21 protein-coding genes are annotated in these 13,722 nt (G+C 64.5%); 6 read left to right on the top strand and 15 right to left on the bottom strand.

The window, feature by feature from the left end:
* Positions 1 to 37: 37 nt before the first annotated feature.
* A complete protein-coding gene (locus A9D13_RS20825) occupies positions 38 to 340 on the bottom strand; it encodes a UrcA family protein (protein WP_172808144.1) in 303 nt (100 codons plus the stop codon).
* A 238-nt stretch (positions 341 to 578) separates the two neighbouring features.
* Positions 579 to 878, bottom strand: a complete 300-nt coding sequence (locus A9D13_RS10170; protein WP_066773031.1) for a UrcA family protein — start codon at positions 876 to 878, stop codon at positions 579 to 581.
* A gap of 288 nt (positions 879 to 1,166) precedes the next feature.
* On the opposite strand from A9D13_RS10170, the gene A9D13_RS10165 reads away from it, so the two are divergent.
* A complete protein-coding gene (locus A9D13_RS10165) occupies positions 1,167 to 2,234 on the top strand; it encodes an acyltransferase family protein (protein WP_082922265.1) in 1,068 nt (355 codons plus the stop codon).
* Here A9D13_RS10165 and ruvB read toward each other — a convergent pair.
* The 5 genes from ruvB to A9D13_RS10145 form a co-directional block, all read right to left on the bottom strand.
* Positions 2,199 to 3,251, bottom strand: a complete 1,053-nt coding sequence (ruvB, locus tag A9D13_RS10160) for a Holliday junction branch migration DNA helicase RuvB (RefSeq protein WP_066773027.1) — start codon at positions 3,249 to 3,251, stop codon at positions 2,199 to 2,201. The genes A9D13_RS10165 and ruvB overlap by 36 nt on opposite strands.
* Before the next feature lie 139 nt (positions 3,252 to 3,390).
* On the bottom strand, positions 3,391 to 3,948 hold the full coding sequence (locus A9D13_RS10155; protein WP_066773022.1) for a DsrE family protein: 558 nt from the start codon (positions 3,946 to 3,948) through the stop codon (positions 3,391 to 3,393).
* Positions 3,948 to 4,127, bottom strand: a complete 180-nt coding sequence (locus tag A9D13_RS20485; protein ID WP_156521997.1) for a hypothetical protein — start codon at positions 4,125 to 4,127, stop codon at positions 3,948 to 3,950. The genes A9D13_RS10155 and A9D13_RS20485 overlap by 1 nt, the downstream gene beginning before the upstream one ends.
* Positions 4,124 to 4,726, bottom strand: coding sequence for a Holliday junction branch migration protein RuvA (gene ruvA, locus A9D13_RS10150; protein WP_066773020.1), 603 nt, complete (start codon positions 4,724 to 4,726; stop codon positions 4,124 to 4,126). The genes A9D13_RS20485 and ruvA overlap by 4 nt, the downstream gene beginning before the upstream one ends.
* A 61-nt stretch (positions 4,727 to 4,787) precedes the next feature.
* The gene (locus tag A9D13_RS10145) at positions 4,788 to 5,285 is read right to left on the bottom strand and encodes a nucleoside deaminase (RefSeq protein ID WP_066773018.1); all 498 of its coding nucleotides are present in this window, start codon (positions 5,283 to 5,285) and stop codon (positions 4,788 to 4,790) included.
* 51 nt (positions 5,286 to 5,336) lie between these two features.
* On the opposite strand from A9D13_RS10145, the gene A9D13_RS10140 reads away from it, so the two are divergent.
* A complete protein-coding gene (locus A9D13_RS10140; protein WP_066773016.1) occupies positions 5,337 to 5,600 on the top strand; it encodes a DksA/TraR family C4-type zinc finger protein in 264 nt (87 codons plus the stop codon).
* Here the strand turns inward: A9D13_RS10140 and ruvC are convergent, their stop codons facing one another.
* Together ruvC and A9D13_RS10130 are read right to left on the bottom strand one after the other, a co-directional pair.
* On the bottom strand, positions 5,601 to 6,074 hold the full coding sequence (gene ruvC, locus A9D13_RS10135) for a crossover junction endodeoxyribonuclease RuvC (protein ID WP_066773014.1): 474 nt from the start codon (positions 6,072 to 6,074) through the stop codon (positions 5,601 to 5,603).
* A gap of 19 nt (positions 6,075 to 6,093) precedes the next feature.
* On the bottom strand, positions 6,094 to 6,840 hold the full coding sequence (locus A9D13_RS10130; protein WP_066773013.1) for a YebC/PmpR family DNA-binding transcriptional regulator: 747 nt from the start codon (positions 6,838 to 6,840) through the stop codon (positions 6,094 to 6,096).
* A gap of 117 nt (positions 6,841 to 6,957) precedes the next feature.
* On the opposite strand from A9D13_RS10130, the gene A9D13_RS10125 reads away from it, so the two are divergent.
* On the top strand, positions 6,958 to 7,329 hold the full coding sequence (locus tag A9D13_RS10125) for a VOC family protein (RefSeq protein ID WP_066773011.1): 372 nt from the start codon (positions 6,958 to 6,960) through the stop codon (positions 7,327 to 7,329).
* Between the two features lie 28 nt (positions 7,330 to 7,357).
* Here the strand turns inward: A9D13_RS10125 and A9D13_RS10120 are convergent, their stop codons facing one another.
* The 5 genes from A9D13_RS10120 to A9D13_RS10100 all read right to left on the bottom strand — a co-directional run bounded on the left by A9D13_RS10120 (position 7,358) and on the right by A9D13_RS10100 (position 9,331).
* Positions 7,358 to 7,618 (bottom strand): hypothetical protein, encoded by a 261-nt coding sequence (locus A9D13_RS10120; RefSeq protein WP_066773008.1) that lies wholly within the window; start codon positions 7,616 to 7,618, stop codon positions 7,358 to 7,360.
* Between the two features lie 81 nt (positions 7,619 to 7,699).
* Positions 7,700 to 8,191 carry a GNAT family N-acetyltransferase gene (locus A9D13_RS10115; protein WP_066773006.1) on the bottom strand — a complete coding sequence of 164 codons (492 nt, stop codon included), beginning with the start codon at positions 8,189 to 8,191 and terminating at the stop codon, positions 7,700 to 7,702.
* Between the two features lie 7 nt (positions 8,192 to 8,198).
* Positions 8,199 to 8,519, bottom strand: a complete 321-nt coding sequence (locus A9D13_RS10110; protein ID WP_066773991.1) for a heavy metal-binding domain-containing protein — start codon at positions 8,517 to 8,519, stop codon at positions 8,199 to 8,201.
* 129 nt (positions 8,520 to 8,648) lie between these two features.
* Entirely contained in the window at positions 8,649 to 8,891 is a 243-nt protein-coding gene (locus tag A9D13_RS10105; RefSeq protein ID WP_066773004.1) for a DUF2312 domain-containing protein, read from the bottom strand.
* 125 nt (positions 8,892 to 9,016) lie between these two features.
* Positions 9,017 to 9,331, bottom strand: a complete 315-nt coding sequence (locus tag A9D13_RS10100; RefSeq protein WP_066773002.1) for a DUF1244 domain-containing protein — start codon at positions 9,329 to 9,331, stop codon at positions 9,017 to 9,019.
* A 123-nt stretch (positions 9,332 to 9,454) separates the two neighbouring features.
* Between A9D13_RS10100 and pyk the strand changes: the two genes are divergently transcribed.
* From pyk to A9D13_RS10085, 3 genes are read left to right on the top strand one after another with little or no spacing between them, the layout of a single operon-like run.
* Positions 9,455 to 10,924 (top strand): pyruvate kinase, encoded by a 1,470-nt coding sequence (gene pyk, locus A9D13_RS10095; protein ID WP_066773000.1) that lies wholly within the window; start codon positions 9,455 to 9,457, stop codon positions 10,922 to 10,924.
* A gap of 60 nt (positions 10,925 to 10,984) precedes the next feature.
* Positions 10,985 to 12,001, top strand: a complete 1,017-nt coding sequence (locus A9D13_RS10090) for a threonine aldolase family protein (protein ID WP_066772998.1) — start codon at positions 10,985 to 10,987, stop codon at positions 11,999 to 12,001.
* Positions 12,002 to 12,003: 2 nt separating this feature from the next.
* Complete coding sequence (locus A9D13_RS10085; protein WP_066772996.1) at positions 12,004 to 12,951, top strand: DMT family transporter; 948 nt, start codon at positions 12,004 to 12,006, stop codon at positions 12,949 to 12,951.
* On the opposite strand, the gene A9D13_RS10080 is transcribed toward A9D13_RS10085, so the two are convergent.
* Positions 12,913 to 13,716 (bottom strand): Rossmann-fold NAD(P)-binding domain-containing protein, encoded by an 804-nt coding sequence (locus tag A9D13_RS10080; RefSeq protein WP_066772994.1) that lies wholly within the window; start codon positions 13,714 to 13,716, stop codon positions 12,913 to 12,915. The two genes, A9D13_RS10085 and A9D13_RS10080, sit on opposite strands and share 39 nt — an antisense overlap.
* Positions 13,717 to 13,722 lie beyond the last annotated feature (6 nt).

Here is a 13,722-nt window from a genome sequence, read left to right as displayed (position 1 = left end):
AAAGGGCCGCCCTTTCTGTTTCAGCCGTTCCATTCGATCAGCCGCCCTTGCGGGTGCCATATTCCTCACGCAGCTCGGCCATGCGGGCGCGCGCATTCAGCATGGCGCGGCGATAGCAGCGTTGTTCCGCATCGGTCGGTGGGTGCGAGCGGGGGTGATGATCGCGGCAGACAACCCGAGCCGCGCTTCGTAACCGCCGCTCCAATCGGGCAAGCCCCTCGGGCGTGGCGAAATCTGCGGCGGTGGCCTTTACCGAGCGGTGACGCGTGACCTCGTTTGCCTGCGCGGGGAGGGAAAGGGTTGCGGCAAGCGCCGCGGATATGAGTGCGATGTTGCGCATCGTTCTGTCCTTCGTATCGGGCGGGCGGGATTGCGCCGCGAAGGCCATTTTATGCTGCATCGGGTGGGCAGGCGGCTGGGGTTCGACCAGATACCGCCCTGCATCGGCAGGCGGCGAATCCGGGCGACAAGGCGTCGACCAGCATCGGCGAACATAAGACGGGTTAACGCGTCGCCCATGAAAAAGGGCGGCCCCATGCATGGGGACCGCCCGTTTTCGTCAGTGATACAATATGGGTTCAGCCGCCCGAGCGCATGGCGCGGTCGCGCTCCATATCGGCCAGCTGCGCGCGCGCATCGATCATGGCGCGGCGGAAGCAAGATTTCTGGCGGTCGTTCATCGGCCCCTTGTTGACGCGGCCCACGGTGCACACTTCGCGCGCGGCATCGCGGATCTCGCTCACCAGCGCCACGCGCTGCTGCACATTGCCGCTGCGGTCACCGACCGAAACGGTAATTTCCTGCGTATCGGGGTTGGCCAGCGCCGGGGACGCCAAAAGCCCGCCGCACATGGCGACGGCCAATGCGATCTTTCGCATCTTCGTTCTCCTCTCACGGTTCGGACCCGTTTTCGGGCCTCTTTAGGGGAACCACATATAGGCACGATCGGCGCGATTGCGCGGTTTTTTCGACCAACGCCATGAAATGGCTGCCCCGTATCCTAAGCCAAGGCCCGACGAGCCGAGCCGACAAGGCGTCAAGCCGCGCGAAAAACTGCGCAATGGGGCTAGAACCCGCAATAGTCGTCGGAATATCGCGCATCTGCGCCCTATAACTGTGCCCGCCATGGTTTCCCCCAAGACTTACGCTGGCGCAGGAATGGCGGTTTGGTTGAACGAGGAAGGAACATCCGTCAGCTGACGGGTCTGCGCGGAGTTGCGGCCCTGGGGGTCGTGATAAAGCATGCCGCGGACGAGGCCGGTGCAAGCTGGAGCCTGCCGGGCCAGCCGATGGTCGATATCTTCTTCGTGCTCTCGGGCTTCGTCATGGCCTATGTCTATATCGGTCGCCCGCTGAACTGGCTTTCCTTTGCGCAGGCGCGATTTGCCCGGATATACCCGCTGCACATAGCCACCGCGCTCTTGATTACCATTGCCGCGATAATCGTCGCGCGCATGAACGGCGATCCGCTTCCAGACCGGATCGCGCCCGGCCATGCTCTGGATGAAATCTTCCTCACCTCCACCATACCCGTCATCGGGGGCGAGCAGCCGTGGAACTTCGTGTCATGGTCGATCTCGGTCGAATGGTGGGTCTATTTCACGCTGTTCCCGCTGCTGGTCTATTTCGGCCAGCGCCTTCCGCGCAGGCTGGCCATGGCGATTGTCCTGCCGCTGGCGGCCGCGCTCGCTGTTTCATTATACGAATCGCCATCGCCGACCGGGGCATGGATCGCGTTCGCGCGCGCGCTGATCGGCTTTGGCGGAGGCTGGGTGGCGTTCCGCTTCGCCGTGGCCAAAGGCAATCTCGTGCGCTCGGGGTTTACCAGCCTATTGGCCGTCGTCATTTTGATCGCGATCTACGCCGTGCCGATGCTCACCCGGACAGAGGCGTGGTACATGCTGCCGGTCTATCCGCTGCTTATCTATTGCCTTGCCACCGACGATGGTGGTCCGGCGAGCCGGTTTCTGGCGTGGCAGCCGGTCAAATGGCTGGGGGACATCAGCTTCTCGCTCTATCTGATTCACCCGATCATCGTGAACCTGCTCTTTGAATTCGACGCGCGCGTCATTGCGATCGGCGGTCCGGTGAACTGGCTGGTCGTGACGCTCGTCCTTGCCATCACAATATCGGCCATGAGCTTTTACTGGTTCGAGATGCCGATGCGCCGCTGGCTGCATCCCAGGCCATCGCCCAGCTCAGCCGCCCGTCGTTCCGCTACCGTTGTCGAATAAACCGCCCTGCGGCATCGCGCCCGATGGCGGGGTGAGCCCGAGATGCTGCCACCCCCTGTCGTTGAGGCAGCGCCCGCGCGCGGTGCGGGCGATCAGGCCGAGCTGGATCAGATAGGGTTCGATCACCTCCTCGATCGTGTCGCGCGGTTCGGAAAGCCCGGCGGCCAGCGTTTCGACGCCAACGGGGCCGCCCTTGTAGATATCGGCGATCATGTGGAGGTAACGCCTATCCTGCGCGTCGAGGCCGAGGGAATCGACCTCCAGCCGGGTAAGGGCATCATCGGCGATCTTCGCCGTGATCGTGCTGGCCTTTGCGACATTGGCGAAGTCGCGCACGCGGCGTAGCAGGCGGCCCGAAACGCGCGGCGTGCCGCGCGAGCGGCGGGCGATTTCGGTCGCCCCGCCAGCATCGATCCCGATGTCGAGCAGGCGTGCGCCGCGGCTGACGACTTTCTCCAGCTCCTCTACCGTGTAGAAGTTGAGGCGGACAGGAATGCCGAAACGGTCGCGCAAGGGCGTGGTCAGCAGCCCCTGCCGCGTCGTCGCGCCGACCAGCGTAAAGGGCGGCAGATCGATCCGCACGCTGCGCGCCGACGGGCCTTCGCCGATGATGAGGTCGAGCGCCCGATCCTCCATCGCGGGATAGAGCACTTCCTCGACCACGGGATTGAGGCGATGGATCTCGTCGATAAAGAGGACGTCGCCCTCTTCCAGATTGGTGAGCAGCGCGGCGAGATCGCCCGATTTGGCGATCACCGGCCCGCTGGTCGCGCGGAACCCCACGCCCAGTTCGCGCGCGACGATCTGTGCCAATGTCGTCTTGCCAAGTCCGGGAGGGCCGAAGAACAGCACGTGGTCCATTGCCTCGCCGCGCGACTTCGCCGCCTCGACGAATACGCGCAGGTTCTGGCGTGCCGCTTCCTGCCCGACGAATTCGACCAGCGTTTTGGGGCGCAGGGCGGCATCCGGGTCCTCGGGCTGACGCTCGGGCGAATGGATCGGGGTTTCTTCGGTCATTGCGTCCGGCAAATATCTCTATTGTAATCCCAAGCGCCACCCGCATCGAGGCAATCATCGACCGCCAGCCAGGCCATGGCGCGCCATGCGAGCACGGCACAGGCACCGGCGACTGCGGCAAGGATGGCGGCGCGCTTCATCAAAACGGGTTCAGCGTATATCCCTGCTGCTGCAGCAGCGCGTGGGCAGTCATGGCCGAAAGCGCCATTTTAACGCCGGGAAGAAGATCGCTCTTCTCGATTCCCATCATTGCCGCGCTCTGGCCGCAGATGATGATCTGGACATCATGCTTCAGCAGTTCGGCGATGATTTTTGCGTTGGGATTGGTCGCCCCCTCGTGATGCCTCGCATAGGCCGCCTCGTTCAAGAGGTCGATGCCTGCAGGCCCATGCACCACCACGGCAAGGTGAATGTCCTCTTCAGCCACGCCCGCCTTTGCATGCATGTTGAAGAACCGCGCCAGACTGACGAGCCCGCGATTGACCTCTCCCGCATCGGCGCCCTTCGACAGGTCGAAAGCGACGCGAAATTCGGTTTCTCCGGGGATCGGCATGTCGCTGTCGATTTCGGCCACCGGGCCGAAAGAGAAGACGGGGCCGGGCTGCATGGTTTCGGGCATATCCTGCGCTGGCGCAGGGGCGGTGAGCATGGCTGCACCCATTGCGGCGACAAGCGAGATTTTGCGTGCCAGTCCCATCAGTAAAACCCCTTTCCATCGCCATGACAGCCCTGACCGATGCCGGTCCGCTGCCAATGTCCACCATCCGCCCTGCATTGCGCCGCTTGCCATTCCTCGATCGCGATGAAGATCGCGATCATCAGCAGGGCGATTGCCACGCCAGCCAGCCTGCGCCGCCAGGAGAATTGCGGTTTCACCCCGACGCTTTCTTCAACGCCAGCCGGATTAGCGCGCTTTCGCCTGCGTCCTCGCCCAGCTCGCCCTGTGCCTCTGCCACGGCCTTCGCCGCGACGGCGGGCTTGAAGCCGAGGTTTTCGAGCGCCGACACCGCATCGGCGCTGGCACTGCCGGCAGGCGCAGCCGCTATGCCGGGCGATCCCGGCGCGGTGGGCAGGCCGCCCGCCTTGTCCTTAAGCTCGTTGACGATGCGGCCTGCGACTTTCGGCCCCACGCCCTTGGCCCGCGCGACCATGGCGGTATCGCCCTGCGCGCAGGCTTTCTGCAATTCCTCGGTAGAGAGCGCCGACAGCACGGCCAGCGCCATTTTCGATCCCACGCCCTGCACCGCGTTCAGCAGGCGGAACCAGTCCCGCTCCGCCCCGCTGGCAAAGCCGATCAGGCGCATGTCGTTTTCGGAAACCTGCAGGTCGGTATAGACGGTGCACGCCTCACCCACTTCGCCCAGCGCCGATAATGTGCGCGCCGAACAATGGACGAGATAGCCCACGCCCTGAACGTCGATCACGGCCCAGTCTGTGCCGGTCTCGTCAAGCCTGCCTGATAGCTTTGCGATCATGGGGCGGGACGCTAGCGCAGGCGGAACGGGAAGGGAACACGCCGGAGCGGTTTATCCCGGTTCAGTCATTCGCCTGCATCTCTTCGGGCACGTCGTCCTCGGGTCCGAAATACAGTTTTGCGCAGTCGCAGCGCAGCACCCCGCCTTCAAGGCTGAGATCGTCCTTATAGGCATCGGCGATGTAATCGAGCGTCGAGAGGTGCCGGTCCTCGAAATACATCTCGTGCACATCGCCCCGGCCCGCGCCATAGACGATGCGCGACACGCCCGCCCAGATGCTGGCCATAGTGCACATGCCGCACGGCTGCAGCGTGGAATAGAGCGTCGCGCCTTCGAACCGCATCTCGCCAGCCTCTTTCCCGGCAGCGCGCAGGGTCACGATTTCGGCATGGGCGGTGGGGTCGCAGTCTTCGGCGGTGCGGTTGACGCCCTTGGCAAGCACCCTACCTTGATGGACGACAAGCGCCGCGATCGGCGTGTTGGCGGGATCGGTGCCCTTTTCGCTGGTGGCCAGGTCAAGCGCCTCGCGCATCCAGCGCGCATCCTCGGTGTCGGTCATGCCCCAAGAGATGGGAGAGCCCCGCCCAAGAGCAAGAGAGGAAATGAGATAATGGCAGGTGGATGGTCGCGCGATGGCGCGGTTCAGGACCAGATCGACGACACGGTGAACGATGCCGTCGCAGGGGCGCGCTCGCGCATTCCCGCGGGCGAAAGCCTGAAATATTGCGCCGAATGCGGCGAGACGATTCCCGAAAAGCGGCGCAAGGCGCTGCCCGGCGTCAGGCGCTGCATCGCGTGCCAGTCGGGGCAGGACAAGGCCGTGCGGCACAGCGCCATCAACCGGCGCGGCAGCAAGGACAGCCAACTGCGTTAATTAATGTCGTGGTCCCAGATGCGCATGCGCGATCGCCACGGCCAGCGCATCGGCGGCATCGGCACCGGCGACCTTCGCGCCGGGCAGCAGCACTTTCAGCATCGCCTGCACCTGTTTCTTGTCCGCGCCGCCGGTGCCGACGACCGATTTCTTCACCACCTTGGCCGAATGTTCGTGCACGCCCAGCCTTGCCGCGCCGCAGGCGGCCAGCACCGCGCCGCGCGCGTGGGCCAGCTTCAGCGTCGATTGCGGGTTCTTGTTGAGGAACACTTCCTCCGCCGCCGCGACATCGGGGCGATAGCGCACGATCACCTCCGTCACGGCGGCGTAAAGCGCAGCCAGCCGGTCGGCGATCTCTTCCCTGGGGCTGCTGGCGATCTGGCCATTGGCGACATGGGTCAGCCGCGCCCCCTCGCTTTTCACCACGCCCCATCCGGTGCAGGTGAGCGAAGGGTCGAGGCCCAGAACGATCATGACGAAGCCTTGGGGACGATCACTCGCCCAGCTTCTCCATCACCTCGTCAGAGATGTCGTAATTGCCCCAGACGGTCTGGACATCGTCATCGTCGTCCAGCGCGTCGATCAGCTTCAGCAGCGTCTGCGCCGTGCCTTCGTCGCAATCGACGGTGATGTTGGGCTTCCACGCGAGCTTGACGTTTTCCGCCTCGCCCAGCGATTTTTCGAGTTCGCCCGCCACTTCGTGCAGCGCTTCCATCTGGGTCCAGATGACATGGCCGTCATCGCTGGATTCGACATCGTCGGCGCCCGCCTCTATCGCGGCTTCCAGCACTGTGTCCTCACCGCCGACGCTGGCGGGATATTCGATCATGCCAAGCCGTTCGAAACCGTGGGCAACCGCACCCGCAGTGCCGAGATTGCCGCCATTCTTCGAAAACGCGGTGCGCACATTGGTCGCGGTGCGGTTGCGATTGTCGGTCAGCGCCTCGACGATCAGCGCCACGCCGCCCGGGCCATAGCCTTCGTAGCGGATCTCTTCGTAATCATCGCCCTCGTTCGCCGAAGCCTTGTCGATGGCGCGCTGGATATTGTCCTTGGGCATCGACTGGCCCTTGGCGTTGTTGACCGCCAGGCGCAGGCGCGGGTTCATGTCGGGATCGGGCGCGCCCATCTTGGCAGCGACGGTGATCTCTCGGGAAAGCTTGGAGAACATGGCAGAGCGCTTCTTGTCCTGCGCGCCCTTGCGATGCATGATGTTCTTGAATTTGGAATGGCCGGCCATTGCCGTTCTCGTCCTCTGAATCTCTGGTGTGGCGCGCCCTTACAGCAGCCGGGCGGGGAAGGGCAAGCACAGGGGTGGCTAGAGCGCCCGAAACTGGCCCCAATTAGGCGAAATCACATGACGATCAGCCGGATCGACCACATCAATATCAGTACCTCCGACCTTGCCGCCACGGTTGCGTTCTTCCGCGACATGCTCGGCCTCACCCCTTCGCCGCCGCCGGGGATGGACCCTGACTGGAACAGTTGGATGCTCGACGATGTGGGCAATGCGCTGGTGCATGTGAACACGCGGCCCGGCGGGAGCGAGCCGGGCCCGATCAACCATGTCGCCTTTGCCTGCAGCGGTTACGACGCTTACCTCACCCGCCTGAACGGCGCGGGGCATCAATGTTTCGAAAACGACCTGCGCGCCGTGGCGGGCGTGCGCCAGATCTTCGTCATCGGCCCGGAAGGCGCGCGGATAGAACTGAATTTTCGGGGGGATTAGGGTTCGGCTGCCCTTATCAGGGCATGACCTATTGCTGCGCTCGATATTCCTCGATCGTCATCGCGTCTTCATAACCTTCCTCCCCAGGGGCAAGGCAATTTCCGGAGGCCGAGACATAGCCGAGCAACCCCTTTTCCTTGACCGGTTCATCCGGGATTATCCGCATGTTCTCGCCCCGGGCCTCACATCGTTCCGCCAAGCCCCGCTGGGCATTGCGCGTTGCCATTTCGGTACAGGACGACAGGGAGATCAGCGCGCATGTCAGGAAAGCCCATTTGAATGGCTGCAAGGTTCTACTCCGCATAAAGCTGGTTGGCGTTTCAGGTTGATGCCCGCCTATCGTTGACATCGCGTTGATATGCCACCTCACCTAAAGCAGCCGCTGCCACCAGCTGACATCGCGCCAGCCATCCAGCTTCCAGCCAACCTCGCGATATACGCCGACCGGGGTAAATCCGCAGGCCTCGTGCAGGGCGATGCTGGCGTCATTGGGTAGCGCGATCCCGGCAAAGGCGGCATGGAACCGCTCTTTCAGCATCGGCAGCAGTTCGTCCATCAGCGCCCGCCCGACGCCCTGCCCGGCATAGTCCGGGTCGACATAAATGCCGACATCGCAGGATGAGCCATAGGCCGCGCGGGTGCGGTGGGGGCTGCCATAGGCATAGCCGATGACCTGCGTCCCCTTCACCGCGACCAGCCAGCCGTGCGACTGGCCGAAATCCCGGATGCGGCGCAGCATTTCCGAAGCCGTGGGCGGCTCGGTCTCGAAACTGACCCATGTGTCGGTGACGAAGGGGGCATAGAGCGCAGCGCAGCCGGCGGCGTCGTCGGCGCGGGCGCGGCGAATACGGTATTGGGTCAAGTGTCGCCTATTCGAGAATGACAGCAGTGCCCGAGACCGAGACCATCAGCATCGAGCCATTCTGGCCCAGCACCTCGTAATCGATGTCGACACCGATCACGCCATTGCCGCCCAGCGAGAGGGCTTCCTGCCGCATTTCGGCCAGGGCTTCCTTGCGCGCGCGGGCCAGCACTTCCTCGTACTTGCCAGAACGCCCGCCGACCAGATCGGTGATCGAGGCGAAGAGATCGCGGAACAGGTTCGCGCCCACGATCACCTCGCCGGTGACGATGCCGAGATATTCGACAGCCGGGCGGCCTTCGACCGAAGTCGTGGTGGTGACCACCATGCCGCCGCCGTCACCGCGATTGCTCCAGGGATTGGGCATGAACTCTCTCCTCTCGTCTGCGCTTCGATATGGACGCCGCCGGTTCTACCCGGTCGCCGCCGCGATGCAAGGAGGGGAGAGGCTCCTGTCTTACTCGATGCCGAGCGCCGCCTTGTAGGTCTCGAGGATGGTTTCCATCTCGCGGCGGTCGTCGGGCTTCATCTTACGGATGCGCACGATCTGGCGCATGATCTTGACGTCATAGCCCACGGCCTTCGCCTCGGCGTAGACGTCGCGGATGTCGTCGGCGATGCCCTTCTTCTCTTCTTCAAGGCGCTCGACGCGCTCGATCAGAAGGCGCAGGCGATCGTCGGTGTTTTCGGCTTCGGCCATGGCTGGTCAGCTCCGCAAAAGGAATCGGTGTCACAGAATCGGTTGAAGTCGGGCCTGATAGGGGCAGCCCCGGCGCGGGTGAAGCACCGGGGGGCATACTTATCCCCAAACTGGCCCGTTCTGCCTTATTCCGAAGCCGGTGCGACGGCGTTCCGCTTCAGGCTCTCTTCCATGCGGGCCAGCTGTTCGTCGGTGGCGGGCGTCTGGAACTTCGTCTTCCATTCGTCCATCTCCATCCCGTGGATAACGGCGCGCGCCTCGGCCTTGTCGCCCTCGAACCCGGCGTCGCGGATCCAGTCGGCAAGGCAATTGCGGCAGAAACCGGCAAGGCCCATCAGCTCGATATTCTGGGCATCGTGGCGATGGCGCAGGTGTTTGACCAATCGGCGGAATGCGGCTGCGGCGACATCGTCGGGCAACTGGTCGATGGGATCACTCATGATACGCTCCAATAATCTGATTTTGCGGTGCACGGGACCGCTGCAAAGCTTGCGCGGGTCGCCCTGTAACCGGTAGGGCAAACGCTAGCCAGCCAACAACACAGCAAGAAGCGGACCTTTCCCTTGGCCAAGTTCGAACCGCGCGACCGCAAGGTCAAGATCCTCGCCACTCTCGGGCCGGCCAGCACCGACCCGGAGATGATCGCCCGCCTGCACAAGGCAGGGGCCGATGCGTTCCGCATCAATATGAGCCATGGCGACCATGCGAGCCATGAAAAGACCTTCAACGCGATCCGCGCGCTGGAGCTTAAGACCGGGCACCCGATCGGCATCCTGTGCGACCTGCAGGGCCCGAAACTGCGCGTCGGCAAGTTCGAGGGCGGCAAGGCGGTGATCCCGCACGGGCGGCACTTCACCCTGGACCGCGATCCCACGCCGGGCGATGAAACCCGCGTCCAGCTGCCGCACCCCGAACTTTTCGGTCTGATGGAAAAGGGCCAGCGCCTGCTGCTTGACGATGGCAAGCTGCGCCTGCGCGTCATTCGCGCCGATGAGAACGAGATCTTGTGCTCCGCCGAAGTGGGCGGCGTGATCCGCGACAACAAGGGCGTGAATGTGCCCGACGCGGAAATCCCCATCCCCGCGCTGACCGACAAGGATCGCCGCGACCTTGCTTTCGCCGTGCAGCACAAGGCGGACTGGATCGGCCTGTCCTTCGTCCAGCGGCCCGAAGACCTTGCCGAGGCGCGGAAGCTGATGGGCGGCTATGGCGCGCTGATGGCCAAGATCGAAAAGCCGCTGGCCGTGCGCCACTTGTCGCAGCTGATCGAGATGTCCGATGGCATCATGGTCGCGCGCGGCGATCTGGGCGTCGAACTGCTGCCCGAAGAAGTGCCGCCGCTGCAAAAGCGCATCGTCGAGCAGGCGCGCGGCGCGGGCAAGCCCGTGGTCGTGGCGACGCAAATGCTCGAATCCATGATCGAGAGCCCCGCGCCCACCCGCGCCGAGGTGTCGGATGTGGCGAACGCGGTTTATGACGGCGCGGACGTGGTCATGCTCTCGGCCGAAACCGCGGCGGGCCAGTGGCCCGAAGAAGCGGTGACGATCATGGACCGCATCGCCAAGCAGGTCGAGAACGATCCGGGCTATGACGTGCGCATCGCATTGTCGCGCGGAGAGCCCGATCCCACGACCTCCGACGCGCTGGCCGAAGCCTGCGCCTCGATCGCGCGGACTTTGCGCATTTCGGCGGTTTCGGTGTTCACCTCGTCGGGGTCTTCGGCCCGCCGCGTGGCGCGCGAACGTCCGCGGGTGCCGCTGCTGGTGCTCACGCCTTCGCAGGTGACGGCGCGGCGCACGACGCTTCTGTGGGGCGCGCATCCGGTGCGGACAAAGGACATCGGCAGCTTCGAAGAGATGATCGCCAAGGGCAAGCGCATGGCACTGCGCCACGGTTTCGGAGAAGCCGGCGGAAAGCTCGTGGTGCTGGCGGGCGTGCCCTTTGGCGTGCCGGGGGCGACCAACCTGCTCCATGTCGTCACCCTGCAGGGCGACGAGTTGAAGCGCCATGGCGAGGCCGACCATCTGGGCTGATATTCGGGGCTTTCAAAGCCGCGCTTGACGCGTGGACCTGCAGCAAAGCATGGGCAGCGCATGACAGCCCTTACGCGACTCTTTGTTTCCGACAATGCCGCCTGCGTCCATCCCCGCGTGTGGGATGCGATGCGCGCCGCCGATGGGCCTGATATGCCCTATGATGGCGATGCGCTGTCGCAGGCGCTGGATGCGCGCTTTTCGGCACTGTTCGGGCGGGAGTGCGCGGTTATCTGGACCAGCACCGGTACGGCGGCCAATGCGCTGGCGCTCGCCTGCCTGACCCCGCCCTTTGCCGGCATCGTGTGCCATTACGACGCCCATGTGGAGGCGGATGAAGGCGGCGCCCCCGAATTCTACACCCATGGCGCAAAGCTGATGCTGGCAGGCGGTGAAGGCGCGAAGGTCACGCCTGAGGGTATCGCCAAGGTCATCGACCCGATCCGCGACGATGTGCACCGCGTGCAGCCGCATACGCTGGCTCTGACGCAGGCGACGGAAGAGGGGCGCGTCTATTCGCCAGGCGAACTCGCCGCACTGACGGCTTTTGCCCGCGAAAGGGGCCTGCGCGTCCATCTCGACGGGGCGCGTTTCGCCAATGCGGTTGCGCATCTGGGCTGCGCGCCCGCCGATGCGGGGCCCGCGCATGGGATCGACACGCTTTCCTTCGGCTTCATCAAGAATGGCGGGATGAGCGCGGAGGCGCTGGTCGTGTTCGACACCGGCCTTGCCATGGAAGCGCGCCGCCGCCGAAAACGCGCCGGGCAATTGCAGTCGAAGGGCCGCTATCTCGCAGCGCAGCTTCACGCCATGCTCGACGATGATCTGTGGCTCGCCAATGGCCGCGCCGCCAATGCCGCGGCGCAGACCATCGCGCAGGCCGCGCCCGACCGCCTGTTGCAACCGGTGGAGGCGAACGAGATCTTCATGACGCTGACCGCGCCAGAGCGCGAGGCGCTGCGCAATCAAGGTTTCGCCTTTTACGACTGGTCTGACAGCTCGGCGCGCTTCGTCACCTGCTGGAACACCAGCGAGGAAGACGCAGGCGCTCTCGCTGCCGCACTGGCGGCGCTTTAGACATGGGCGAGCCATCCGCGCTGAGGCGCTGGTTTCCCTTCATTCTGTGCGTGCTGATCTGGTCGTCGACCTGGCTCGTCATCAAGGACCAGGTCGGGACGGCCAGCGCGGGCTGGTCGATCACCCTGCGCTTCGCGCTTGCCAGCATCGGCATGTTCGTGCTGGCCGCGGTGCGCGGCGATGGCTGGCGGCTGAAAGCGGGCTGGGCGCCGGTGACGATCATCGTCGCGATCACCCAGTTCGTGGGCAATTTCCAGTTCGTCTATCGGGCAGAAATGTATCTGACATCGGGCATCGTCGCGGTGTTCTTCGCGCTGCTTCTGGTGCCCAACGCGATCCTTGCGCGGCTGGTGCTGGGGCAGACCAGTTCCCGGCGTTTTTTCGTCGGTTCGGGCATCGCGATCTGCGGCATCTTCCTGCTGTTCGCGCATGAATACACCAAGGCGGGGCTCGATGGCGGCGTGCTGGCGGGAATCGTGCTGGCAACGCTTGCCATGCTGTCCGCCTCGGTTGCCAATATCAGCCAGGCGACCGAGGCTGCGCATCGTCAGCCGTTCATCCCGATGCTGGCATGGGCGATGCTGATCGGCACGATCGTCAATGCCGCGATCTCGATCGCGCTGGAAGGCGCGCCGACATGGCCATCCGATTGGCGCTATTATGGCGGTATCGCCTATCTCGGCCTGATCGGTTCGGTGCTGACCTTCCCGCTTTATTTCGGTCTGGTGCGTTCGATGGGCGCAGGCCATGCCGCCTATGTCGGGGTGGCGGTGCCGCCCATCGCCATGGGGCTGTCGACCGCGTTCGAGGGCTATGAATGGAGCGCCATGGCCGCGGGCGGCGTGGTGCTGGCAATGGCCGGCCTGATCATCGCGGTTCGCACCAAGGCGAAACCGCCCGCTGAGCCGCCCTTATCCGCCGAAACCGCCATCCGCGAGGCAGGCGACTAACCCTTCGCGATAGGTGGGGTAGGCAGGGTCCCAGCCCAGCACCCGCTTCGCTTTCCCATTCGCGACGCGGCGGTTCTCTGCATAAAACCCGCGCGCCATGGGGGACAGGTTGGCCTCCTCCATCGACTGTAGTGGCGGAGGGGCCACGCCCAAGAGGCGGCATGCCTCCTCGATCAGTTCGTTCTGCGGACACGGCAGCTTGTCGGACAGGTTATATGCCCCCGGCGGCGCATTGCCCGTGAGCGCCAGTGTCACCCCTTGGGCGATATCCTCGACATGGACGCGGCTGAAGACCTGATCCGGAATGTCGATCCGGTGGGCGCGGCCCTCTTTCACCCGCTCCAACGCGCTGCGGCCGGGGCCATAGATGCCGGGCAAGCGAAAGACGCAGGCACCTGCCGCCAGCCAATGCGCATCCGCTTCGGCGCGCGCCGTGCGGCGGCCCGTGCCGGTGGGCGATGCCTCGTCCACCCAAGCGCCGAGCGCATCACCATAAACCCCGGTTGAGGAGAGATAGCCGCGCCAGCCGCGAAAACCCGCCAGCGCTTCCCCATGCGTTTCCAGCACCGGATCGCCGCCGCTCTTTGCCGGCGGGACGGAGGACAATATCGCATCGGCCCGACCCAGCGCGGCGGCAACCGCGTCACGGTCGGCAAATTCCAGCGTGCCGTCGCTGCCGGTCGATTCGATGTCCCAGCCAGCGCCCTGCAGCCGGGCCGCGATCCGCTTGGCGCTATAGCCGAGGCCGAAGATCAAAATTCGCATGGCCCC

The sequence above is a fragment of the Croceicoccus mobilis genome, assembly GCF_001661965.1.
In the GTDB taxonomy this organism is placed as follows: Bacteria; Pseudomonadota; Alphaproteobacteria; order Sphingomonadales; family Sphingomonadaceae; genus Croceicoccus; species Croceicoccus mobilis.
Note: the sequence above shows the minus strand (reverse complement) of the source record. Positions and strands in the feature narration are given on the sequence as shown.

Excerpts from the sequence above, each read along its gene's own strand:
- A9D13_RS20825 (WP_172808144.1), bottom strand. The coding sequence starts at position 340 with ATGCGCAACATCGCACTCATATCCGCGGCGCTTGCCGCAACCCTTTCC.
- A9D13_RS10170 (WP_066773031.1), bottom strand. The coding sequence starts at position 878 with ATGCGAAAGATCGCATTGGCCGTCGCCATGTGCGGCGGGCTTTTGGCG.
- ruvB (WP_066773027.1), bottom strand. The coding sequence starts at position 3,251 with ATGACCGAAGAAACCCCGATCCATTCGCCCGAGCGTCAGCCCGAGGAC.
- A9D13_RS10155 (WP_066773022.1), bottom strand. The coding sequence starts at position 3,948 with ATGGGACTGGCACGCAAAATCTCGCTTGTCGCCGCAATGGGTGCAGCC.
- ruvA (WP_066773020.1), bottom strand. The coding sequence starts at position 4,726 with ATGATCGCAAAGCTATCAGGCAGGCTTGACGAGACCGGCACAGACTGG.
- A9D13_RS10145 (WP_066773018.1), bottom strand. The coding sequence starts at position 5,285 with ATGACCGACACCGAGGATGCGCGCTGGATGCGCGAGGCGCTTGACCTG.
- A9D13_RS10140 (WP_066773016.1), top strand. The coding sequence starts at position 5,337 with ATGGCAGGTGGATGGTCGCGCGATGGCGCGGTTCAGGACCAGATCGAC.
- ruvC (WP_066773014.1), bottom strand. The coding sequence starts at position 6,074 with ATGATCGTTCTGGGCCTCGACCCTTCGCTCACCTGCACCGGATGGGGC.
- A9D13_RS10130 (WP_066773013.1), bottom strand. The coding sequence starts at position 6,840 with ATGGCCGGCCATTCCAAATTCAAGAACATCATGCATCGCAAGGGCGCG.
- A9D13_RS10125 (WP_066773011.1), top strand. The coding sequence starts at position 6,958 with ATGACGATCAGCCGGATCGACCACATCAATATCAGTACCTCCGACCTT.
- A9D13_RS10110 (WP_066773991.1), bottom strand. The coding sequence starts at position 8,519 with ATGGTGGTCACCACCACGACTTCGGTCGAAGGCCGCCCGGCTGTCGAA.
- A9D13_RS10105 (WP_066773004.1), bottom strand. The coding sequence starts at position 8,891 with ATGGCCGAAGCCGAAAACACCGACGATCGCCTGCGCCTTCTGATCGAG.
- A9D13_RS10100 (WP_066773002.1), bottom strand. The coding sequence starts at position 9,331 with ATGAGTGATCCCATCGACCAGTTGCCCGACGATGTCGCCGCAGCCGCA.
- A9D13_RS10090 (WP_066772998.1), top strand. The coding sequence starts at position 10,985 with ATGACAGCCCTTACGCGACTCTTTGTTTCCGACAATGCCGCCTGCGTC.
- A9D13_RS10085 (WP_066772996.1), top strand. The coding sequence starts at position 12,004 with ATGGGCGAGCCATCCGCGCTGAGGCGCTGGTTTCCCTTCATTCTGTGC.
- A9D13_RS10080 (WP_066772994.1), bottom strand. The coding sequence starts at position 13,716 with ATGCGAATTTTGATCTTCGGCCTCGGCTATAGCGCCAAGCGGATCGCG.